The 21474-nt window shown below is 73.1% G+C and carries 20 protein-coding genes; 10 read left to right on the forward strand and 10 right to left on the reverse strand.

Going from position 1 to position 21474, the window contains the following annotated elements; translation table 11 throughout:
* Nucleotides 1-92: 92 nt before the first annotated feature.
* The 5 genes from D7223_RS30740 to D7223_RS30760 all read right to left on the reverse strand — a co-directional run bounded on the left by D7223_RS30740 (nucleotide 93) and on the right by D7223_RS30760 (nucleotide 5796).
* On the reverse strand, nucleotides 93-965 hold the full coding sequence (locus D7223_RS30740) for a universal stress protein (protein ID WP_120732929.1): 873 nt from the start codon (nucleotides 963-965) through the stop codon (nucleotides 93-95).
* Entirely contained in the window at nucleotides 965-3364 is a 2400-nt protein-coding gene (locus D7223_RS30745) for a phosphoketolase family protein (protein ID WP_120732931.1), read from the reverse strand. The genes D7223_RS30740 and D7223_RS30745 overlap by 1 nt, the downstream gene beginning before the upstream one ends.
* 87 nt (nucleotides 3365-3451) lie before the next feature.
* On the reverse strand, nucleotides 3452-4315 hold the full coding sequence (locus tag D7223_RS30750) for a universal stress protein (RefSeq protein ID WP_120732933.1): 864 nt from the start codon (nucleotides 4313-4315) through the stop codon (nucleotides 3452-3454).
* 96 nt (nucleotides 4316-4411) lie between these two features.
* A complete protein-coding gene (locus D7223_RS30755) occupies nucleotides 4412-5236 on the reverse strand; it encodes an oxidoreductase (RefSeq protein WP_120733089.1) in 825 nt (274 codons plus the stop codon).
* A complete protein-coding gene (locus D7223_RS30760) occupies nucleotides 5233-5796 on the reverse strand; it encodes a TetR/AcrR family transcriptional regulator (protein ID WP_158610948.1) in 564 nt (187 codons plus the stop codon). Before D7223_RS30760 ends, D7223_RS30755 begins: the two co-directional genes overlap by 4 nt.
* A gap of 402 nt (nucleotides 5797-6198) precedes the next feature.
* On the opposite strand from D7223_RS30760, the gene D7223_RS30765 reads away from it, so the two are divergent.
* From D7223_RS30765 to D7223_RS30810, 9 genes are all read left to right on the forward strand, one after another.
* Entirely contained in the window at nucleotides 6199-6786 is a 588-nt protein-coding gene (locus D7223_RS30765) for a hypothetical protein (RefSeq protein ID WP_120732936.1), read from the forward strand.
* Nucleotides 6787-7225: 439 nt separating this feature from the next.
* A complete protein-coding gene (locus D7223_RS30775; RefSeq protein WP_088995221.1) occupies nucleotides 7226-7462 on the forward strand; it encodes an HTH domain-containing protein in 237 nt (78 codons plus the stop codon).
* Complete coding sequence (locus tag D7223_RS30780; protein ID WP_120732940.1) at nucleotides 7462-8040, forward strand: Clp protease N-terminal domain-containing protein; 579 nt, start codon at nucleotides 7462-7464, stop codon at nucleotides 8038-8040. The genes D7223_RS30775 and D7223_RS30780 overlap by 1 nt, the downstream gene beginning before the upstream one ends.
* 89 nt (nucleotides 8041-8129) lie before the next feature.
* On the forward strand, nucleotides 8130-8345 hold the full coding sequence (locus D7223_RS30785) for a hypothetical protein (RefSeq protein WP_147252578.1): 216 nt from the start codon (nucleotides 8130-8132) through the stop codon (nucleotides 8343-8345).
* Nucleotides 8346-8420: 75 nt separating this feature from the next.
* Nucleotides 8421-9425: a diacylglycerol/lipid kinase family protein gene (locus D7223_RS30790; RefSeq protein ID WP_120733091.1), complete on the forward strand. Its 1005-nt coding sequence runs from the start codon at nucleotides 8421-8423 to the stop codon at nucleotides 9423-9425.
* Nucleotides 9418-10419 (forward strand): YihY/virulence factor BrkB family protein, encoded by a 1002-nt coding sequence (locus tag D7223_RS30795; RefSeq protein WP_120732944.1) that lies wholly within the window; start codon nucleotides 9418-9420, stop codon nucleotides 10417-10419. The genes D7223_RS30790 and D7223_RS30795 overlap by 8 nt, the downstream gene beginning before the upstream one ends.
* Before the next feature lie 77 nt (nucleotides 10420-10496).
* Nucleotides 10497-11987 (forward strand): phosphatase PAP2 family protein, encoded by a 1491-nt coding sequence (locus D7223_RS30800; protein ID WP_120732946.1) that lies wholly within the window; start codon nucleotides 10497-10499, stop codon nucleotides 11985-11987.
* A 19-nt stretch (nucleotides 11988-12006) separates the two neighbouring features.
* A complete protein-coding gene (locus D7223_RS30805; protein WP_420330358.1) occupies nucleotides 12007-12864 on the forward strand; it encodes an endonuclease/exonuclease/phosphatase family protein in 858 nt (285 codons plus the stop codon).
* A gap of 36 nt (nucleotides 12865-12900) precedes the next feature.
* The gene (locus D7223_RS30810; RefSeq protein WP_147252577.1) at nucleotides 12901-13596 is read left to right on the forward strand and encodes a hypothetical protein; all 696 of its coding nucleotides are present in this window, start codon (nucleotides 12901-12903) and stop codon (nucleotides 13594-13596) included.
* Between the two features lie 138 nt (nucleotides 13597-13734).
* Here the strand turns inward: D7223_RS30810 and D7223_RS30815 are convergent, their stop codons facing one another.
* Complete coding sequence (locus tag D7223_RS30815) at nucleotides 13735-14592, reverse strand: alpha/beta fold hydrolase (RefSeq protein WP_238162299.1); 858 nt, start codon at nucleotides 14590-14592, stop codon at nucleotides 13735-13737.
* Nucleotides 14589-15551, reverse strand: a complete 963-nt coding sequence (locus D7223_RS30820) for a TIGR03557 family F420-dependent LLM class oxidoreductase (protein ID WP_120732951.1) — start codon at nucleotides 15549-15551, stop codon at nucleotides 14589-14591. Before D7223_RS30820 ends, D7223_RS30815 begins: the two co-directional genes overlap by 4 nt.
* Nucleotides 15552-15814: 263 nt before the next feature.
* On the opposite strand from D7223_RS30820, the gene D7223_RS30825 reads away from it, so the two are divergent.
* Nucleotides 15815-17206 (forward strand): cellulase family glycosylhydrolase, encoded by a 1392-nt coding sequence (locus D7223_RS30825; protein WP_120732953.1) that lies wholly within the window; start codon nucleotides 15815-15817, stop codon nucleotides 17204-17206.
* A 282-nt stretch (nucleotides 17207-17488) separates the two neighbouring features.
* On the opposite strand, the gene D7223_RS30830 is transcribed toward D7223_RS30825, so the two are convergent.
* The 3 genes from D7223_RS30830 to D7223_RS30840 are packed head-to-tail and all read right to left on the reverse strand — an operon-like array spanning nucleotide 17489 to nucleotide 21461.
* Nucleotides 17489-19621: an alpha-galactosidase gene (locus tag D7223_RS30830; RefSeq protein WP_120732955.1), complete on the reverse strand. Its 2133-nt coding sequence runs from the start codon at nucleotides 19619-19621 to the stop codon at nucleotides 17489-17491.
* Entirely contained in the window at nucleotides 19618-20508 is an 891-nt protein-coding gene (locus D7223_RS30835) for a carbohydrate ABC transporter permease (protein ID WP_120732957.1), read from the reverse strand. Before D7223_RS30835 ends, D7223_RS30830 begins: the two co-directional genes overlap by 4 nt.
* Nucleotides 20505-21461, reverse strand: a complete 957-nt coding sequence (locus tag D7223_RS30840) for a carbohydrate ABC transporter permease (RefSeq protein ID WP_120732959.1) — start codon at nucleotides 21459-21461, stop codon at nucleotides 20505-20507. Before D7223_RS30840 ends, D7223_RS30835 begins: the two co-directional genes overlap by 4 nt.
* Nucleotides 21462-21474: the final 13 nt, after the last annotated feature.

Below are 21474 nucleotides of genomic sequence, written 5' to 3' on the forward strand. Positions count from 1 at the left end.
CCGCCGGGCCGCGCCGCGCACCGCCGGGCCGCGCCGCGCACCGCCGGGCCGCGCCGCGCACCGCCGCGCCACGGCGCGCGGCGCCGCGCCGGTCAGCGTTCCCGGACCACCGCCACCGGGCAGTGCGCGTGGTGCAGCAGTTGCTGGCTGACCGAGCCGAGCACCATGCCCCGCAGCCCGCCCCGGCCCCGGGTGCCGACCACCACCAGGGCGGCGTTGCGGCTCGCCTCGACCAGCAGCGACGACGCGCTGCCGGCGGCCACCTCGACGGTCACCGGCACGTCGGGGAAGCTGGCCCGCCAGCGGCCCAGGGACTCCTCCACGTCGGCCCGCTCCGCCGCGGCGGCGCTGTCCACGTCGACGTCCGGCGGACCCCACCGTCCGGACGGTGGCTGCCAGGCGCGGACCACGTGCAGCGGCACCCCCCGGGCGGCGGCCTGTTCGTAGGCGAAACCCAGGGCGAGCAGCGAGCACTCCGAGCCGTCGACGCCGACCGCGACGTGTCCGGTACGCGCCTGGTCGGTGGTCCCGTCCCGGACCACCACCACCGGGCAGTGGGCGTGCGCGGTGACCGTGACGGCCGTCGACCCGGCCAGCAGCTCGCCGAACCCGCCGTGGCCGCGGGTGCCGAGCACCAGCAGGCCGGCGTCGGCCGACCGTTCCTGGAGCACCAGGGCCGGCGGCCCGTCGTACACCTCGCCGGTGACCGTCCGGTCCGGGTGCGCGGCGGCGGCGTCCGCGGCCGCCTTGTGCACCAGCGTCTCGACCTGCTGGCGGGCCTGCTCGTCCGGCCAGACCCCGGGCGCCACGCCCGGACCGATCCAACCGGCCACCGTCAGCCACTCGAAGACGTACGCCAGCCGCACCGGCCGGCCGCTGCGGCCCGCCTCGTCGAGCGCCCAGTCCAGCGCCCGCGCGGCGTCCGGCGAGCCGTCGTAGCCGACCAGGATCTCCTCGCCGCCCATCAGATCTCCCGTACCTCGGGGTCGCTCTCCCGGACCCAGCGCCACTCCGCCACCCGCGGGTCGTCCTCGCCGTACCGGCGGGTGTAGTCCCGGCACGCCTGGCGGGCGTCGACCATCTCCTGGCGCAGGTGCGCGGCCCGGCCGGCCAGGCCCGGCACCCGGTCGATCACGTCGATGACCAGGTGGAAGCGGTCCAGGTCGTTGAGCATCACCATGTCGAAGGGCGTGGTGGTGGTGCCCTCCTCCTTGTAGCCCCGCACGTGCAGGTTGTCGTGGTTGGTCCGCCGGTAGGTGAGCCGGTGGATCAGCCACGGGTAACCGTGGTAGGCGAAGATGATCGGCCGGTCCCGGGTGAAGATGGTGTCGAACTCGGAGTCGCTCAGCCCGTGCGGGTGCTCCGCGGACTGCTGGAGCCGCATCAGGTCCACCACGTTGACCACCCGGACCTTCAGGTCGGGCAGGTGCTGGTGCAGCAGGCCCGCCGCGGCCAGGGTCTCCAGCGTCGGCACGTCACCCGCGCAGGCGAGCACCACGTCCGGGTCGCTGCCGGCGTCGGTGCTGGCCCAGTCCCAGATGCCCAGGCCGCGCCGGCAGTGCTGGATCGCCTCGTCCATGGTCAGCCAGTTCGGCGCGGGCTGCTTCCCGGACACCACCACGTTGATGTACTGCCGGCTGCGCAGGCAGTGGTCCATGGTGGAGAGCAGGGTGTTCGCGTCCGGCGGCAGGTAGACCCGGACCACCTCGGCCTTCTTGTTCACCACGTGGTCGATGAACCCCGGGTCCTGGTGCGAGAACCCGTTGTGGTCCTGCCGCCACACGTGGCTGGACAGCAGGTAGTTCAGCGAGGCGATCGGCTGCCGCCAGGCGATGCCCCGGATCACCTTCAGCCACTTCGCGTGCTGGTTGAGCATCGAGTCGACGATGTGGATGAACGCCTCGTAGCTGGTGAACACGCCGTGCCGGCCGGTCAGCAGGTAGCCCTCCAGCCAGCCCTGGCAGAGGTGCTCGGAGAGGACCTCCAGCACCCGCCCGTCCGGCGACAGGTGATCGTCGCCGGGCTCGGTACGGGCCATCCAGGCCCGGTCGGTGACCTCGAACGCCGCGCCGAGCCGGTTCGAGGCGACCTCGTCCGGACCGAAGAGCCGGAACGTCTCCGGGTTGGCGGCGATCACGTCCCGGATCCACTTGCCCAGCTCCCCGGTCGCGCTGGACACCGAGGCGCCCGGCCGGGGCACGTCGACGGCGTAGTCGCGGAAGTCCGGCAGCGCCAGGTCCCGCAGGACCAGGCCGCCGTTGGTGACCGGGTTGGCGCTCATCCGCAGGTCCCCCCGGGGCGGCAGGTCGACCAGCTCGGTGACCGGGGCGCCGGTGGCGTCGAACAGCTCCTCCGGCCGGTAGCTGCGCAGCCACCGCTCCAGCTCGGCCAGGTGCTCCGGATTCTTGCGTACCTCGGAGAGCGGGACCTGGTGCGCGCGGTAGGTCCCCTCGACCTGCTTGCCGTCGACGTCGTGCGGACCGGTCCAGCCCTTCGGCGTACGCAGGATGATCATCGGCCAGCGGGGGCGCTCGGCCGGCCCACCGGAGCGGGCCCGCCGCTGGATCGCGCCGATCTCGTCGAGTACCCGGTCCAGGGTGGCCGCGAGGGCCTGGTGCACGCGGACCGGGTCGTCGCCCTCCACCACGTACGGCTGGTAGCCGAAGCCGCGCATCATGGCGTGCAGGTCGTCGGCGGGAATCCGTTCCAGCACCGTCGGGTTGGCGATCTTGTAGCCGTTGAGGTGCAGGATCGGCAGCACCGCGCCGTCGCGGGCCGGGTTCAGGAAGACGTTGGACAGCCAACTGCCGGCCAGCGGGCCGGTCTCCGCCTCCCCGTCGCCGATGACGCAGGCGACCAGCAGGTCGGGGTTGTCGAACGCGGCACCGTAGGCGTGGCTCAGGGCGTACCCCAGCTCGCCGCCCTCGTGGATCGAACCCGGCACCTCCGCCGCCACGTGGCTGGGGATGCCGCCGGGGAAGGAGAACTGGCGGAACAGCTTGGCCATGCCCGCCTCGTCCCGGCCGAGACCGTGGTAGCGCTCGCTCCAGGTCCCCTCCAGCCAGGTGTTCGCCACGATCGCCGGGCCGCCGTGGCCCGGGCCGGTGACGAAGATGGCCGACTGGTCCCGGGCGACGATGACCCGGTTCAGGTGGGCGTAGAGCAGGTTCAGGCCGGGGCTGGTGCCCCAGTGGCCGAGCAGGCGCGGCTTCACGTGCTCCGGCCGGAGCGGCTCCCGCAGCAGCGGGTTGTCCAGCAGGTAGATCTGCCCGACGGTGAGATAGTTCGCCGCCCGCCAGTACGCGTCCAGCCGGCGCAGCTCGTCGTCGGTCAGGGGGCTGTGCAGGTCGAGAGCGGTATCCATGCTGTCGAGCCTCTCGCGGGTAGGGGAGTCGCGCACCCGCTGGCCGCGGATCCGCCCTCCGAGCTTCGCCGAATCGGCGGCGGTGGATCAGGGCCGTTGGTCCCGCACCGACCGGGCCGTTCCGCGTACCACGACGACCGGGGAGGGCGCGTGGTACAGCAGGGTCTGGCTGACCGCACCCAGCATCCCCCGCGCCGGTTCGTCGCCCCGCGCGGCGATCAGCACGAGCTGGGCCGAGGCGGACTGCTCGACCAGGACGGTCCCGGGAGCGCCCTGGATGGTGTGGCACTCGGTGGACACGCTGGGAAAACGGGTCCGGTACTCGGCCACGATGTCCTCCAGCAGGTCCGGGTCGTCGGCGCCGCCCGGCGCGCCAGGGCCGTGCCGACCGTCCGGACCGCCCGGTTCGACGACCCGGACGGCGAGCAGGCGGGCCCCGCGGCGGCGGGCGCAGTCGAACGCCCAGCCGAGGGCCTGCCGGGAGCTGTCGGTGCCGTCGACGCCGACCAGTACCGGCCCCTGCGGCGGCGGGTCGCGGCGGACGACGAGCACCGGGCTGCCGGCACGCGCGGCCAGTTGCACGGCGGGGGCGTCGGCCGGTACGCAGGTCGCGCAGTTGGCCATCCCACCGTCGCCGACGGCGACCAGGAACGCCGCCTCGGAACGCCGGATCAGGACGACGACCGGCGCTCCCTCGACGATCTCCCCGCTGACCGGCAGCGCCGGCTCCACCTCGTTGGCGACCGCCGCCGCCCGGGAGATCAACCCCTCGGCGTCGGTGCGGGATCCCGCCACCGACGGGCCGCCGAACGCGGCCGTCCAGTCGAACGCGTGCAGCAGCCGCAGTGGGCGCTCGTGTCCGGCCGCCTCCTGCGCGGCCAGGCGGACCACCGGCAGGTCGCGCTCCGAGCCGATCCCGACCAGCACCGCCGCGTCGTCGGCTGCGGCCATCGCACATCACCTCCGCGGCCGGCCCTCACCCGAGGCTAGTCGCGGCGGTGCCGTGCCGGGGCGGGATCGTCGGGTTCACCCGCCCCGGGGGGCCGGTCAGCGGAACTGGAGGCGGTTGACCGCGTCGAACATCCGCGCGCCGAAGAGGCGTCGACCGTGCACCATCGCCCACGCCGCCGCGGTGACCAGGTAGCGGGTCCGCGGCCGGCGGGCGGTGACCGCGCGTTCGATCACCCGCGCCACGGTGTCCGGGGTGGCGGCGAGCATCCGGTTGCCGTACGACTTGGCCATCGCCGTGTCGACCGCGGTGACCATCGGCCGGTACGGGCTGGACGGGTCGGCAACCGTCCCCAGCGACTCGGCGGCCACCGCACCGAAGCCGGTGCGGATCAGGCCGGGCTCGATGATCGTCACGTCGATGCCGAAGGGCCGGACCTCCTGGCGCAGGGCGTCGGAGATGGCCTCCACCGCGTACTTGCTGGCGTGGTAGTAGCCGCCGCCGGGGAAGACGAGCCGTCCACCCATCGAACTGACGTTGACGATCCGGCCCTTCCCGGCCCGGCGCATCCCCGGCAGCACCAGCTGGGTGAGCCGGCTGAGCCCGAACACGTTCGCCTCGAACTGCGCCCGGACCCGCTGCACCGAGGTCTCCTCGATCGGGCCGTACTCGCCGTACCCGGCATTGTTGATCAGCACGTCGACCTGGCCGTGCGCGGCCTCGATGGCGGCCACGGCGGCAGTCATCGACCTTTCGTCGGTCACGTCGAGGGGGAGCAGCCGGGCGCCGGCCTCGGCCAGGTCGGCTATCGCCTCCACCTTGCGGGCGGTCGCGTAGACGGTCAGGTCGGTCCGCCGGGCCAGCCGCCGCGCGGTGGCCCGGCCGATGCCGGAGGAGGTGCCGGTGATCAGGACGGTGGTCATTCGGGGGCTCCAGGCTTCTCCAGCCCGGCGACGACCAGCGCGACGCCGTCGCGCAGCCGCTGACCGGGCAGGTCGGGGTCGGTGAGGTCGGCCTCCAGGCCGCGGGTGAGGGCCACCAGCACGTCGGCCACCGCGCGGGCCCGGGAGCCCGCGACGTCGGCGAGGGCGCCGGCCACCACGTCGGTCAGCTCCCGGGTGTACGCCTCGACGAGGTCCCCGGTCAGCTTGGTGCTGGTGTCGAGAAGTTCGGCGGCGTGCCGGCTGTCCCGGTGCAGCTTGAGCGTCAGCTCCAACTTCGCCGCCAGGACGGCGGTGACGCGTACGGCCGGCGGAGTGGCCGGATCCGCGGCGGCGGCCCGCGCCGCCGCCAGCGACTCGGCGAAGAGTCGCTCCGCGAGGCGCCGGTACGCGTCGTCCTTGTTGCGTACGTACTGGTAGACGGCGGGACGGGACATTCCGGCGGTCGCGGCGATGTCGTCCATCGTGGTCCGGCGCACCCCGTGCCGGGTGAAGCACTCGTACGCCGCGGCGAGGATGGCGTCCAGGCGATCGTTCGACATGCTGACAAGTCTTGCACAGATTGTCAGCCTGTCAAACCACGCACCCCGCGCCCCGCCGTCTGGGGGACGACCCGCTGCGTCATCGGGTGGGTGGTGTGGGGCTGTTTGTCGGGTTCGGGGGGTGTGGTCGGGGGCACCCCGGTGGCGGAATGCCGGCCGGGCGCGGGTGGTTACACCATGCGGACGATCGAGTAGCACCCCCGACCTGCTGTTCTCCGCAGGGTCGCAAGGGGGTCCGGGCCCCTCCGGGAATGGGGGTGGCCGGCCGGTCGTTGGATCCCCCCGACGCCACGCACCGGGCATCCCCCTGCTCGTGACACGCGTGTGCCGAATCTTCCTCTGAACGCCCACGCCCTTTCCCCCTGTGGTGTGGGTTGTCGACCCCCGAATGGAGCTTCTGTGATGAACACGATCATGCGTAAGAGCGTTCTGGGTATCGCTGGTCTGGCCTTCGCCGGTGGCATGTTCGCCGGCCCCGCCACCGCCCACGCCGCCCCGTCGGTGCAGTCCACGCCCGTGGCCGTGGCGGTGCAGGCCGACAAGCCCGACACGGGCAAGTTGATCCCGCACGGTGTGCAGGGCGCGCAGTCGCGGATCGACCTGTCCGACGAGCAGACGGCCAATGTCAAGGCGATCATCGCCGCGACGAAGAAGGCCGGCATGGACGAACGCGCCGCGGTCGTGTCGATCGCGACGGCGTTGCAGGAGTCGAAGCTGGAGAACCTGGGTCACCTGGGTGACCGCAACGACCACGACTCGCAGGGCCTGTTCCAGCAGCGCCCGTCCTCCGGCTGGGGCACGGTGGAGCAGATCACCGACCCCGAGTACTCCACCCTGGCGTTCCTCAAGGGCCTCAAGCAGGTCGACGGCTGGCAGGACATGCCGCTGACCGAGGCCGCGCAGACCGTGCAGGTGTCGGCCTACCCGGATCACTACGCCCAGTGGGAGCAGCAGGCCGCCGACCTCGTCGCCCAGCACTGGAACAACTGACACTTTCCTCGTAAGGGGGAACGAAAGGCCGCTGGCCGGCACCCGAACCCGGGTCGCCGGCCAGCGGCGTCTGTGCGTGCAGATCTTGGACAGTTACCGTCCCGCCGGAACAGAAACTGTCCAAGATTCACATCGACGCCCCCACCCGGGGCGGCGATCGTGCGGTTTCGGCCGCCGCCGGAAGGCGCGGATCGGACAAGACGACGACACCAAGTGCAAGATCCCGGGGGACCGGGCGGCGCGGGACGGCGCGGCCGCGCGGGCCGCCCGCGCCGCTTCCGGGCCGCCCGCGCCGCTTCCGGGCCGCCCACACCGCTTCCGGGCCGCCCACACCGCTTCCGCGCCGCGGGCGAGGGAGTGGCTGCGCGGGCGCGGTGCGGCGGTGTTCGTTCGTCAACGATGGTTGACAGAACCGGCTGCGTCAACGTAAGTTGACATCATGAGTCAGGCGACGGAACTCGCGGCGGCAGCCGGCAGCACCGACCCCCGGGTCGGGCTCCGGGCCGTTCGCGCCCTCCGCCGGCTGCTCGAGCGGCTGGAGGTGGTCCAGGTGGACAACGCCCGACGGCAGGGCTGGTCCTGGCAGGAGATCGCCGACGCGCTCGAGGTCAGTCGGCAGGCGGTGCACAAGAAGCACGCCGGGCGGCCGGCGGTCGGACAATCCTGGGAGGCGTGATGTTCGAACGGTTCACCGACCGGGCCCGGACCGTGGTCCGGGTGGCACGGGACGAGGCACGGAGCGAGGGTCAGCGACCGGTGGGCACCGAGCACCTGCTGCTCGCCGTCCTGGCCGACGGCGACAGTCTCGCGGTGCGGGTGTTGCGCGAGGCGGGGGTGACCGCCGACGACCTGCGGACCCGGATCCGGCGGCACGCCGAGCGCGCGGGCACCGGCCTCGGCGACGCCGACGCCGCCGCGCTGCGCGAGATCGGCATCGACCTGGCGGCCATCGTCGCAAGGATCGAGGAGAGCTTCGGCCCGGACGCGCTCCGCGAGGCCGTGCCGGCGCCGCGCCGACGCTGGGGTCGCCGCCGATACGCGGGCGGCCCGTTCGCTCCGCGTTCGAAGAAGGTGCTGGAGTTGTCCCTGCGCGAGGCGATCCGGCTGCGTCACTCGCACATCGGCACCGAGCACATCCTGCTCGGGCTGCTCCGCGAGGGGAACGGCCTGGCCGCGCTGGTCCTGCACGAGGCCGGCGTCGACCTCGACGACCTGCGCCGCCGCGTCGAGGTGGCACTGCGCACGGCCGCCTGACGCCGTGACGGCCCGCGGGCGCCCGCGGCGGTGGCCGGACCGGCGTGGCCGGACCGGCGTGGCCGGACCGGCGTGGCCGGACCGGACGGGTGGCTGCCGGAGCAGGCAGCGAGCGGGCGGTGGCCGGACCGGCGGTGGTCGGACCGGACAGGGCGGCTGCCGGGGCGGCCGGCGACCGGGCGGTGGCGCGGACCGGACAGGGCGGCTGCCGGGCAGGCGGCGACCGGGCGGCGGCCGGACCGGACAGGGTGGTGGCCGGGCGGGCGGCGCGCGGCGAGCGGGCCAAACCGGCGGTGGATCGCTGAAACCTGTCTGTGGCACTGTCGACGCCACCGCTCGCCGGGCTCGCTGAACCCGCCGCCGTGCTGCACACTTGCGCCGTGGATTCTGGACAGGACGACCGGCCCGCGGCGGCCGACGGTGGACTGCGGTCGGCGGTGGTGGTCAACCCGGTGAAGGTCGCCGACCTGGACGAGCTGCGCCGGACGGTGGACGACGCGCTCGCCGCCGCCGGGTGGCCCGAGCCGATGTGGTTCGAGACCACCGTCGAGGACCCGGGTCGTGGTCAGGCCGAGAAGGCCGTGCGGGCCGGGGTGGACGTGGTCTTCGCCTGCGGTGGTGACGGCACCGTCATGTCCTGTGTCAGCGCGTTGGTGGGTACCGAGGTGGCCCTGGCCATCCTGCCGCAGGGCACCGGCAACCTCCTCGCCGCCAACCTCGGTCTCTCCAACGACCTCGCCGCCGGGCTGGAGGTCGCCGTCGAGCGCGGGCGGCGGCTGCTCGACGTCGGCCAGGTCGAGGAGCACCACTTCGCGGTGATGGCCGGGATGGGTTTCGACGCCCAGATGCTCGATTCCACCTCGGAGACCACCAAGAAGCGGATCGGCTGGCCGGCGTACGTGGTGGGAGCCGCCCGTCACCTGCGGGACCGGCCGATGCGGGTCTCCATCCGGATCGACGACCAGCAGCCCATGCGGCGGCGCGCCCGGTCGGTGCTGGTCGCCAACGTGGGCCGGCTCCAGGGCGGCGTCACGCTGCTCACCGAGGCCGAGCCGGACGACGGGTTCCTGGACGTCGCGGTGCTCACCCCGCGCACCCTGCGGCACTGGCTGGCGCTGGGCTGGGCGGTGGCGCGCCGGCAGGGCCGCATCCCGCGGATGGAGGTGCACCGGGCCCGTCGGGTGGAGATCACCAGCAACCGCCCGCAGCCCCGCGAGCTTGACGGTGACCTGATCGAGCCGGGCCGGGTCCTCAAGGCGGAGATCCGTCGGCGGGCGCTGTGGCTGTGCGTACCGCAGCCGGAGGAGGCACCGGACCTCGCCGAGGACGCCCGGGCGGCGGCCGAGCGGGGCGAGGAGTTGATCGAGGAGTCCCGCCGTGAGTAGCACCCGGATCGTGCCGGAGACCCGGCTGATGGCCAACGAGGAGCTGTCCGCCGACGACGCCTGGCACACACTGCGCCGGCAGGGCGGCTGGCACCTGCTGCGGGACGCGTTCATCCGGTTCCGCTACGGCGACGGGTTCAGCCACTCCCGCGCCTTCGCGTTGCAACTGTGCCTCGCCGTCGTGCCGTTCATGATCGCGCTGACCGGCCTGATCTCGGAGCTGGGCGTGGAGGAGGGCGGGCAGGTCGTCGCCGACACCGTGCTGGCGCTCTCCCCGGGCGCCAGCGACCAGGTGGTGGGGGAACTGCTCGGCGAGGGCGAGCGCACCGAGGAGGCCGGTGAGCTGGCGTTGACCCTCGGTCTGCTGACCGGCCTGTTCGCGCTGACCACCACGATGGCGCAGATCGAGCGGGGCGCCAACCGGATCTACGGCGTCGAGCGGGACCGCCCGGCGCTGGGCAAGTACCTGCGCGCCGCGATCCTCGCCGTCACCGCCGGCCTGCCGGCGTTGCTCGGATTCCTGATCCTGGTGGCCGGCGGGGCGATCGGCGACTCGGTGCAGCGGCACTACGCCTGGGGTGAGGTGGCCGACGGCATCTGGGACGTGGTCCGCTGGCCGTTGAGCCTCGGGCTGACCGTGCTCGCCGTGGCGGTGCTCTTCCGGCACGCGCCCCGACGCAACCAGCCGGGCCTGTCCTGGCTCTTCTTCGGCGCCGGCATCGCCACCGCGCTGTGGTGGCTGGCCAGCCTGCTGCTCGCCGCGTACGTGGTGTTGAGCGACGGCTTCAACCAGACGTACGGCGCGTTGACCGGGATGATGGCGCTGCTGCTGTGGGCGAACCTCACCGGGATGGCGCTCTTCGGCGGGCTGGCCTTCGCCGCCCAACTGGAGGCGCTGCGGATCGGGGTGGACGAGCCGGCCCAGCCGGACCTGTGGGAGCCGGACACCGGCCGGGTGGAACTGCACGAGACCGGGGAGATGACCTCGCTCTAGGCCCGCCCGGAACCGCCCCCGGTGTACGCGGCGCGGCAATCGGGTAAAGCGGCACGCCAGAGGAGAGGGAGGCTGTCGTGGGCGCGGTCAAGGATGTGGTGCGGCGACCCCTGGGTCACTTCACCGAGCGGACGCTCGCCGGTCTGGCGATCGTGCTCGGTGCCGGGGTCGGTTTCGGGTTGCTGCTCGTGCTGGTCCGGGTGCGGTGGACCCCGCTCTACGACGTCGACCACGGGGTGGCGCAGTGGTTGAACGACCAGGTGTCCCCGCACGGCCCGCTGGTGACGGTGCTCAACGCGCTGACCGACCTCGGCGGCCGGGCGGTCATCATCTGGCTGGTGTCGGTGGCCGTCATCGGCCTGCTGATCCGCAAGCAGGGCCGGCTGGCGGTGTTCCTCATCGTCACCGGGCTCGGCGCGCTGATCCTCGACCCGTCGCTGAAGACCCTGGTCGACCGGCTGCGCCCCGAGGTGGAGGTGCCGATCGGCAGCTACGCCGGGCAGAGCTTCCCCAGCGGGCACGCGCTCGGGTCGTTCGTCGCGTACGGGGCGCTGCTGCTGGTCTTCCTCCCGGCCCTGCGGCCCCGCTGGCGCAAGCCGGCGATCGCCCTGGTCGGTGTGATCGTCTTCCTGATCGGGCTGACCCGCGTCGCGCTGGGCGTGCACTTCGTCTCCGACGTGCTGGGCGCCTGGCTGCTCGGCGCCGCGTGGCTCGGCGTCACCGCGTACGCCTTCCGGCTGTGGCGGTTGGAGCGCGGCCGGCCGGTGCCGGCGCTGACCGAGGGGCTGGAGCCGGAGGCCGCCCACGACGTGGCGCCGGCACCCGACGAGGAGCACCTGGTGCCGCACCCGCGGGCCGCCGTGTTCGAGCTGCTCGCCGGTTGGGTGGTGGTCTTCGGTGCGCTGTACGGCTTCGGCATGTTCGTCAGCTACCACGCCGGCGGCACGTTCTTCGAAACGCTGGACACCGACGTGCCGCGCTGGTTCGCCGACCGCCGCACCCCGGGTTGGGACGACGTCAGCTACTGGTGGAGCAAGGTCGGCGACACGCACGCCATCCTGCTGATCTCGCTGGTCTTCTGTCCGCTGGTGCTGGCGGTGTGGCGGCGGTGGCGGCCGGTGCTGTTCGTGGCGCTGACCATGTTCGGCGAGCTGAGCCTCTTCCTCGCCTCGGCCGCCGCGGTGGACCGGCCCCGCCCGCCGGTGGGCAACCTGGACGGGCCGATGCCGACCTCGTCCTTCCCGTCCGGGCACATCGCCGCGACGCTGTGCGTGTGGACGGCGATCGCGGTGATCGTCTTCCCGCGTACCGACCGCTGGTGGCGGTGGGTCTTCGTGGCGCTCGCGGTGGTCATGCCGACCGGCGTGGCGATCTCCCGGATGTACCGGGGCATGCACCACCCGACCGACTTCATGGGCGCGATCATCCTCACCGCGCTCTGGGTGGGGGTGCTCTACTGGGTGCTGCGTCCCAACGAGGACGTGGCCGAGGGCAACCGGCCGAGCATCGAGTCCGAGGACGTGGACACCCTCGACGACGAACTGGTCAAGGCCGGCCGGACGGACTGACCCGGCGATGCTGCGGGTGATGACCTGGAACATCCGCACCGGCGGTCGGGACGCGGACGGCGCCGACCGTTCCGAGCGGATCGTCCGGGTCGTCGCCGCGCAGCGGCCGGACCTGCTGGCGGTGCAGGAGTTGCGGGGCTTCGACCGGGGCGACCGGCTGGCGGAGTTCGCGGGCCGGGTGGGGATGCGTCCCCACCTGGCCCGTTCCTGGTTCGGGCAGCCGGTCGCGGTGCTGGTCCGCGCGCCGTTGCGGGTCCTGGCCGCCGGTCGGGTGCGCCGGCCGTTCCACCACGCCGCCGTCCGGGTACGGGTGGCCACGTCGGCGGGTCCGCTGACCGTCCTCGGCACGCACCTGAACCCGTACTCCGGGGGGTTGCGGCGGACCGAGGCCGACTGGCTGGCGGCGGCGGTGCGGCGCGGCCGGGACCGGCTGACCCTGGTCGGCGGCGACCTGAACACCCTGGAGCCGGCGGTCGACCACACCGACCGGCTGGCCGCCGTGCCGATGCTCTACCGCCGCCGGCACCTGCGCCGCGACGGCCGTACGGTGGACACCCGGGCGGTGGCCCGGCTGCTCGACGCCGGCCTGGTCGACCTCTGGACGGCCCGCGGCGAAACGGCGGCGCGCGAACACCCGGCGGCCCGCGGCGGCGATTCGTCGGTCGCGTCCGCCGGCGGCGGCCCGCCCGCCGAGGGGCTGACCGTGCCGACCCGGCACGGCGGCGCGGAGTTCGCCGGCATGCGACTGGACTACCTGCTCGGCACGCCCGACCTGGCCGTCCGGCTGCGTGACTGCCGGGTGGTGCGGGGTGGGGACGCCGACCACGCCTCCGACCACTATCCGGTCGTCGCCGACCTGGACCTGGACCCGGCCTGACCCCGGACGCTTGTGGCTGACGGCTACCGTGTGCGCGTGATCGACTCGCCGGGCCCGGTACGCCGGGAGACACCTCCCGCGCCACCGGCGGTGGTCGCGGTCGTGCGGGCCGTCGCCCTGGTGGTGGTGCTGCCGGTCCGCGTGCTGTGGGAACTGCTGGTGGCCGGCGCGCGGTGGACGCGGCGCCGGCTGATCGATCCGGTCGGGCGCTTCCTGGCCCGCTGGCTTCTGCGTCCGCTGGCGTGGCTGCTGCGGTGGCTGGTCGGAATCCCCCTGGTGTGGCTCGGCCGCGCGCTCGGCTGGTCGGCCCGGACACTGGTGTGGATCCCGCTGGCGTGGTTGGCGTACCACCTGCTCCGGCGGCCGGTGGGCTGGCTGGCCGGGGTGCTCGCGCCGGTCGGCCGCCTGCTCGTGGCCGGCCTGGGTGCGCTGGCCCGGTGGCTGGGTGGTGCCGCCCTCGCCGTCGGGCGGGTGCTGTGGGCCGGGGCCCGCTGGGCGTGGTGGGCGGCCGGGCGGGTGCTGTGGTGGGCGTACGTGGTCACGTTGCGGCCGGTCGTCCGCGGCGCGTGCTGGGTGTGGCGGCACGGCGTGGCGCCGGTGGGCCGGGCGCTCGCCGCCGCCTGGCGGGCCACCGTCTCCCCGGTGACCCGCTGGGTCGGTCGTACGGTCGTGGACCCGGTCCGCGCCACCGTCGGTGAGGTGCTGGCCGCCCTCGGCGTACGTCGCCCCTGACCGAGAGCCGGCTGCTATAGGACCAGGTTGAGCAGGACGGTCAGCACGATCGAGGCGACGATCGAGAAGAGGATCATCAGGAGGCAGCCGAGGCCGCCACCGGCGGCGCGGATCTCCGTGTTGCCGATACGCATGCGATCACCTGTTCGTCAGAGTGGGAGCGAGGAGTCGTCGGATCGCGTCGGCCACCGGGCCGGGCGCCGTGGTGAGGACGTTGTGCGCGGCACGGGGCACGACCAGGGACCGGGCGTCGGGCACCAGCCGGGCCACCTGCGTGCGCCAGCCGGTCGGCACGATGGTGTCCCGCGCGCCGGTGACCACCAGCGCGGGCGCGGCGACGCGTACCAGGTCCGCCTCGATCGTGTTGCGCACCGAGTGGGTCAGCGTCGCGTACACCCGCCAGGGTCGCGCGTCCCACACGTCACGCAGCAGGATCGGTGCCTGCGCCGGCGCCTCGACCACCGTGTCGACCAGCCAGCGGCCGAACTGGGCCCGCCGGGTCCGGGCCGCCGGGTCGCTGGTCGGCCCGGCCAGGACCACCGCGCGGACCGCGTCCGGGTACCGGGCGGCCACCGCCGCCACCACCTCCGCGCCGAAGGAGTGGCCCACCAGGCAGGCCGGCGGCAGCCGGTACGCGGACAGCCAGGCCGCCAGGTGCGCGGCGTGCCGCCCGACGTCGTACGCGGTGTCCGGCCGCTCGGTCAGCCCGAAGCCGGGCAGGTCGGGCACGTACACCGGGTGGGTGTCGGCGAGCGCCACGGCCAGCGGGGTGAGGTACCGGTGGGAGACGGCGAGCCCGTGCACCAGCACGACGGGCGGTGCGCCGGCACCCGGGTCGGCGGTGCGCCGGGTGTGCGTGCGCAGTCCGGCGACCAGCCGCCACTCGCTGGTCAGGCCGGCGGCGGGCCGGGGCGCGGCCAGCGCGAGCCGCAGCTCTGCCAGCCCGAACCGGCCGGCCGCCGTCGGCCGTGGCCGCCGCAGCGGGGACGGTCTCACAGTTGCCGCAGCCGGGGCAGCAGTTGCTCCTGCGCCCAGTCCAGGAACATCGGCTGGCTCTCGCCGCCGACCTGCACGACCGCGACATGGGTGAAGCCCGCGTCGACGAACTTCCTGAACGCCTCGACGTGCCGCTCGACGTCCGGACCGCAGGAGATGCCCTGCGCGACGTCCTCCTCGCGGACGAACTGGGTCGCGGCGGCGAAGGCGTCCGGGCCGGGCAGGTCGGCGTTGACCTTCCAGCCCATGCCGAACCAGCGGAACTGGTCGTGCACGATCTTGCGGCACTCCGCCTCGTCCGGGCCGTAGCAGATGGCCACCTGCCCGTACCGGGGACGTCCGGCGCCGCCCGCCTCCTCGTACATCTCGATCAGGTGGGGCAGCGGGTCGGTGGCGACGATGCCGTCGGCGTACTCGGCGGCGAGGGTGGCCGACTGCCGGCCGGACGCGGCGATCGCCATCGGCACCGGCCGCTCCGGGCGGTCCCAGACGTACGCGTCGGGCACGTCGTAGTGGTTGCCGGAGAAGGTCAACGTCTCGCCGTTGAGCAGCGGGCGGATGATCTGGAGCGCCTCCTCGAACATCTCGTGCCGCTGCTCGACGTGCGGCCAGCCGCCGACCACGTGCTCGTTGAGGTTCTCCCCGGCGCCCAGGCCGAGGGTGAACCGGCCGTCGGACAGTACGCCGATGGTGCTCGCCTTCTGCGCCACCACGGCCGGGTGGTACCGCCGGATCGGGCAGGTCACGAAGGACATCAGCTCGGCCCGGCTGGTCGCGTGGGCGACCGCGCCGAGCACCGACCAGGCGTACGGGGAGTGGCCCTGGGAGTCCAGCCACGGGTAGTAGTGGTCGGACATCACGAGCTGGTCGAAGCCGGCCGCCTCGGCGCGCACCGCGTAGTCGACCAGCTCCTTCGGGCCGGCCTGCTCGCACATCAGGGTGTAGCCGACTTTGACCATGGTGTCTCCCTTTCCGGGCCGCGCGGATCATCCCCGGATACCCCGGGGCACCGGCGTCAACCCTGGCGTCCGGATTCGGCGCGGCGCCGCCGGCCGCAGCGGCGGTGTGGTTCCTTAACCGGTTCATTGCGCCGGCGGACCCCGCGGCCTACGCTGATCGTGCGTCGCCGGGAGCCAGGCGGCGGCTGTCGGGCTGCAGCCGCCTTTTGGATGTGACGTCCCCACCCCGCCCGGGCAGCGGGGGACCCTCGGTGAGGAAGACCATGAAGACACGACTGACCGCCGTCGCGGCGGCGCTCCTCGCGCTGCTCGTCGGTGTGCTCGCGTTCGGGCAGCCCGCCCGGGCGGCGACCGGATTCTCGGTGGCCGACGGCAAGCTCTACGACGCCAACGGCAACGAGTTCATCATGCGTGGGGTCAACCACGCCCATACCTGGTACACCCAGCAGACCAGTTCCTTCGCCAACATCAAGGCACTCGGCGCGAACACCGTGCGGGTGGTGCTCTCCAGCGGCGACCGCTGGACCCGCAACAGCAACGCCGACGTCGCCAACGTCATCTCGCTGTGCAAGGCCAACCGGCTGATCTGCGTCCTTGAGGTGCACGACACCACCGGGTACGGCGAGCAGAGCGGCGCGATCACCCTGGACCGGGCGACCGACTACTGGGTGAGCCTCGCCGACGTCCTGGCCGGCCAGGAGAAGTACGTCATCGTCAACATCGGCAACGAGCCGTACGGCAACCAGGGCTACGGCACCTGGGCGACCGACACGTCCAACGCGATCAAGCGCCTGCGCGCCGCCGGCCTGGACCACACGATCATGGTGGACGCGCCGAACTGGGGTCAGGACTGGTCGTTCACGATGCGCGACAACGCGTCCACCGTGTTCGCCGCCGACCCGGACCGCAACACGGTCTTCTCCATCCACATGTACGGCGTCTTCGACACCGCCGCCGAGATCAGCGACTACCTGGGCCGGTTCCGCAGCGCCGGACTGCCCATCGTGGTCGGTGAGTTCGGCTTCGACCACTCCGACGGCAACCCGGACGAGGACACGATCCTGTCCTACAGCCAGGCCAACGGCATCGGCTGGCTGGGCTGGTCGTGGAGCGGCAACGGCGGCGGCGTGGAATACCTGGACCTGGCCGTCAACTTCGATCCGGCCCGGCTGAGCACCTGGGGCCAGCGTCTCTTCAACGGCGCCAACGGCATCCGGCAGACCGCGCGGGAGGCGACGGTCTTCGGCGGCACCACCCCGCCGACCACGCCTCCGCCGACGACCCCGCCGCCCACCACGCCGCCGCCCACCACCCCGCCGCCGACCACGCCGCCGCCCACCACGCCTCCGCCGACCGCCGGCTGCACCGCCACCTACCGGGTGGTCAACTCCTGGTCCGGCGGCTTCCAGGGTGAGGTGACGGTGACCGCCGGCTCGTCGGCGATCACCGGCTGGACGACCCGCTGGACGTTCGCCAACGGCCAGACGGTCAGCCAGTCCTGGAACGCCACGGTGACCGGCTCCGGCGGCGCCTACACCGCCCGCAACGTCGACTACAACGGCCGCCTCGGCGCCGGAACCAGCACCAGCTTCGGCTTCATCGGCAGCTGGAACGGCACCAACTCCGCGCCCACGGTGAGCTGCACCGCGAGCTGACGCCCGTCGTACCACCGGTGGCCGGGTCCGCGCGGACCCGGCCACCGCTGCGTCGGTACGCCCGCCCGCCGGCCCGCGGTGGCCGTGGCCGGTCCACGAGCGCCGGGGAACACCACCCTCCCCGGCCCCTTTGCTCTGCCTCAACCCACGCGGCGGTACGGAGCGAAAAGCTGTGCGCCGAGTGAAGCAGAGCAAAGGGGCCGCGACACCCCCCTCGCCCCGGGCCGGACCCGCCCCGACGGCCCCCGACCGGTGGCGTCCCACCGGCCGGCGCACCGATTCTCAGTCGACCGCGTCGACCTCCAGCAGCAGGGTCTGCTCCGGGTGCAGGGCCGGCATCTGCAACCCCACGCTGGCCAGTACCGCGCCGCCCAGCGTGGTCCGGGAGCCCCAACCCGGCTCGGTCACCTGCTGGACCGCGGGCTCCGGCACGCCCGCCGCCGGGCGGACCGCGTACCGGCGGCGCGGGTCCAGGCCGGGCAGCCGGACCGGCCCGGGGACCTGGGCCACCGAGGTGGCCAGCCGGGCCACCGCGTACACCGCCCGGGATCCGTCGTGGGCGACCACGCCGTGCGCCCAGACGGCCGGGTCCGGGTGGTCGACCCGGACCACCCGGCCGGAGTGCAGCAGCGGACGCAACCGCTTGTGCAGCGCGACCCAGGCGGCCAGTTCGCGGCGCTCGGCGGCGCCGATCGCGCCGATGTCCCACTCGATGCCGTGGTGGCCGAAGAGCGCGGTCGACGCCCGGAAGCCCAGGTCGTGCACCCGGTGGGTGGTGTGCGAGCGTTCCGGTCCGATGTGCGTGCCGACCAGCTCGGGCGGCAGCAGCAGCCCGGTCCAGCGCTGGATCGCCAGCCGCTCCAGGGCGTCGTTGCAGTCGCTGGCCCAGACCCGGTCGGTACGCCGCAGGATCTCCAGGTCCACCCGGCCACCGCCGGAGGCGCAGCTCTCGATCTCCACGCCCGGGTGGCGGACGCGCAGTTCGTCGAGCAGCCGGTAGACCGCCAGGGTCTGCTCGTGCACCCCGGGCCGGCCGTGGTGGCCCGCCTCGGTCAGGTCCCGGTTGTGGTCCCACTTGAGGTAGCCGATGCCCGGGTACTCGGTGAGCAGCGCGTCGAGCCGACCGAGCAGGTACGCGTAGGCGTCCGGGTGGGCGACGTCGAGGACCTGCTGGTGCCGCCACTGCGGCGGCAGCCGGCCGGGTACCGACAGCACCCAGTCGGGGTGGGCGCGGAACACGTCGGAGTCCGGGTTGACCATCTCCGGCTCGACCCAGAGCCCGAACTGGAGCCCGTGCCCGGTGACGTGGTCGATCAGCGGGTGCAGGCCGTCGGGCCAGACGTCGGTGTCGACGAACCAGTCACCCAGGCCGGCCCGGTCGTGCCGGCGGCCGGAGAACCAGCCGTCGTCGAGCACGAACCGCTCCACCCCGACCTCGGCCGCGTGGTCGGCCAGCGCCGCCAACCGGGCCGGGTCGTGGTCGAAGTAGACCGCCTCCCAGACGTTCAGGGTGACCGGCCGGGGCGTCGAAGGGTGGTGCGGCCGGGCCCGCAGGTGGGTGTGCAGCACGTGGCTGAGCCCGTCCAGGCCGGTGTCGGAGAACCCGGCGTAGAGCAGGGGAGTGGCGTACTCCCCGCCCGGCGCGAGCGCCACCTCGCCGGGAGCGAGCAACTCGCCGCCGCCCAGGGTGGAGTCTCCGGTCGGCCGCCGCTCGGCGAACGTCACGTGGTCGCCGCTCCACGCGGTGTGCACCGCCCACACCTCGCCGTGGCCGAAACCGAAGCCGGCGGTCCCGGCCACCAGCAGCAGGGTGGCGTCGTGCCCGGTCCGGCCGTGCCGGCCCTCCCGTACCCAGGTGCCCGTCGCGAAGGGGTGCCGCTGCGGGGACCGTTCCCGGCACCACCGGCCGGTCAGGTCGAGCAGCTCGGTGGCGACCGCCGGCACCGGCAGGACCGGGGTCAGCTCCCGCAGCGCGTACGGGCCGTCGCCGTCGTTGCGCAGCCGGTGGCGCAGCAGCAGCAGACCGGCCGGGTCCAGCTCGATCTCGACGGCCAGCGACAGCCGCGCGTCCGGGTCGCGGGCAAGGACGGTGACCCGGGCCGATCTTCCCGCGGTGTCCTCGACGACCAGGTCGTCGAGCCTGAAGGCGGTGGACCAGGCGGTGCCGTCGCGGTGCCCGGACAGCGCCGGCCGGCCACTCCACCCGGCCCCGGCCTCGGGCAGCAGCGACAGCACGGTCGGCGCGTCGAAGCTGCTCGGCGCCACCGGCGGTACGGTGGCGTCGACCAGGGCGGGAAGGTCGTCGGCGGGCACCGGGCCGAGGTCGGCGCCCCAGTGCACGACGCGGGGGAGTCCCGCGCCGCGCGCGTCGAGCACCAGGCTGGTCCGCGCGCGGCGCAGGTGGACGATCGTCATCCCTTGGACGCTCCCAGGGTCAGGCCCCGGACGAACTGCTTCTGCAACAGGAAGAAGACCACCAGGGTGGGGATCGCGACCAGCACGGAACCGGCCGAGACCAGGTTGTTGTCGGTGAAGAACTCGCCGCGCAGGTTGTTCAGCGAACTGGTGACCGGGAACTTGTCGCCGCTGCGCATCAACACGGTGGCCCAGAAGAACTCGTTGTAGATCCAGGTCACCTCCAGCGTCGCCAGCGCCGCCAGGGCGGGCCGGCACAGTGGCATGGTCACCTGCCAGTACTGCCGCCAGATGCTCGCCCCGTCGACCATCGCCGCCTCGTACAGTTCGCGGGGCAGCGCCTTCATGTAGTTGCTGAGCACGAACACGCAGAAGCCGCACTGGAAGGCGACGTTGACCAGGATCAGTCCCCAGTAGCTGTCGTAGAGCAGTTCCGAGTCGCTCATGAACGCCGGCAGCGGCACCTGGGTGAACAGCCGGAACAGCGGGATCAGCAGGGCCTGCTGGGGCAGCAGGTTCGCCGCGGTGAACAGGCCGAGCAGGACGATGTTGGTCTTCCAGCTGAACCGGGCGATGACGAAGGCCACCATCGAGGCGAGGAAGAGGGTCAGCAGCACCGCCGGCACGGTGATGTACGCCGAGTTGAGGAAGTGCTTGCCGAACTCGGCGGTCTGCCAGGCGGTGACGTAGTTGTCGAAGGTCCAGCCACCGAGCGAGACGTAGCCGTTGGCGGCGGTGTACTCGTACGACCGCAGCGAGGTGAGCACCGCCCACAGGATCGGGAAGAGCCAGCCGACCGCCACCGCCGCCAGGAACAGGTGCAGCACCATCCGGGCCGGCCGCAGCGGGCGTCTCGCCGGGGTCGGCGTCTGCACGGCCGTGCTCATCGCTTGTCCTCCCTCATCACGGTGGCCAGGTAGACGGTGATGAACAGCAGCGAGACGGCCAGCATGATGGTGGCCAGCGCGGAGCCGAAGCCGATCCGGCTGGCCTCACCGACCACGTTGGAGGTGACCAGTGCGGAGAGCAGCTCCAGGCCGTTGCGGCCCTTGTTGATGACCCACACCAGGTCGAACGCGCGCAGTGACTCGATCACCGTCACCACCAGCACGATGATGTTGATCGGTCGCATCACCGGGAACACCACCCTGAAGAAGGTGCTGGTCTCCGACGCGCCGTCGACCGCCGCGGCCTCACGCAGTGACGGGTCGACGCCCTTCAGCCCGGCCAGGTAGAGCAGCATGATGTAGCCGACGTGCCGCCAGCCGGCCGCGAACAGCACGGCCCAGATGTTCACGTCCGGGTCGCCGTACCAGTCGACGCTGGTGCCGAGCACCGCGTTGAGCAGACCCTGGTCGCGGGAGTAGATCAGCTGCCAGATGAAGCCGATCAGGGCCAGCGAGAGCACCACCGGCAGGTAGAGCGCGGTCTGGTAGAAGCGGGAGCCGCGGATCTCCTTGTCCAGCAGGACGGCCAGGAACATGCCGATCGGTGTGGCCACCACGAAGAGCGCCGCCAGCCAGAGCAGGTTGTTCTGCACGGCCGGGACGAACGGTGGGTAGATGTTCACCACGTCGGCGTAGTTGCGGGCGCCGACCCACTCGATCTCGCTGACCGGACCGATGCCGTCCCAGTCGGTGCCGGAGAGCAGCACGGTGGCGGTGGCCGGCAACCAGACCAGGCCGACGACGAGCAGCAGCGGTACGAGCACCATCAGCGCGATGACCACGCGGTCGGTACGGGACAGGAGCCGTAGCCTCCGACCGCGACCACCGGTGGAGGTGGTCGCGGCCGGCGGCGGCACGGCGCGATCCGCTTGGATCAGGGGTAGGTCGGACACGGTGGTCCTCTCC

It is taken from the genome of Micromonospora endolithica (assembly GCF_003626595.1).
Lineage (GTDB): Bacteria > Actinomycetota > Actinomycetes > Mycobacteriales > Micromonosporaceae > Micromonospora > Micromonospora endolithica.

Coding starts and splice junctions, on each gene's coding strand:
- D7223_RS30740 (WP_120732929.1), bottom strand. CDS start 965: ATGGGCGGCGAGGAGATCCTGGTCGGCTACGACGGCTCGCCGGACGCC.
- D7223_RS30745 (WP_120732931.1), bottom strand. CDS start 3,364: ATGGATACCGCTCTCGACCTGCACAGCCCCCTGACCGACGACGAGCTG.
- D7223_RS30750 (WP_120732933.1), bottom strand. CDS start 4,315: ATGGCCGCAGCCGACGACGCGGCGGTGCTGGTCGGGATCGGCTCGGAG.
- D7223_RS30755 (WP_120733089.1), bottom strand. CDS start 5,236: ATGACCACCGTCCTGATCACCGGCACCTCCTCCGGCATCGGCCGGGCC.
- D7223_RS30760 (WP_158610948.1), bottom strand. CDS start 5,796: ATGTCGAACGATCGCCTGGACGCCATCCTCGCCGCGGCGTACGAGTGC.
- D7223_RS30765 (WP_120732936.1), top strand. CDS start 6,199: ATGAACACGATCATGCGTAAGAGCGTTCTGGGTATCGCTGGTCTGGCC.
- D7223_RS30775 (WP_088995221.1), top strand. CDS start 7,226: ATGAGTCAGGCGACGGAACTCGCGGCGGCAGCCGGCAGCACCGACCCC.
- D7223_RS30780 (WP_120732940.1), top strand. CDS start 7,462: ATGTTCGAACGGTTCACCGACCGGGCCCGGACCGTGGTCCGGGTGGCA.
- D7223_RS30805 (WP_420330358.1), top strand. CDS start 12,007: ATGACCTGGAACATCCGCACCGGCGGTCGGGACGCGGACGGCGCCGAC.
- D7223_RS30820 (WP_120732951.1), bottom strand. CDS start 15,551: ATGGTCAAAGTCGGCTACACCCTGATGTGCGAGCAGGCCGGCCCGAAG.
- D7223_RS30825 (WP_120732953.1), top strand. CDS start 15,815: ATGAAGACACGACTGACCGCCGTCGCGGCGGCGCTCCTCGCGCTGCTC.
- D7223_RS30830 (WP_120732955.1), bottom strand. CDS start 19,621: ATGACGATCGTCCACCTGCGCCGCGCGCGGACCAGCCTGGTGCTCGAC.
- D7223_RS30835 (WP_120732957.1), bottom strand. CDS start 20,508: ATGAGCACGGCCGTGCAGACGCCGACCCCGGCGAGACGCCCGCTGCGG.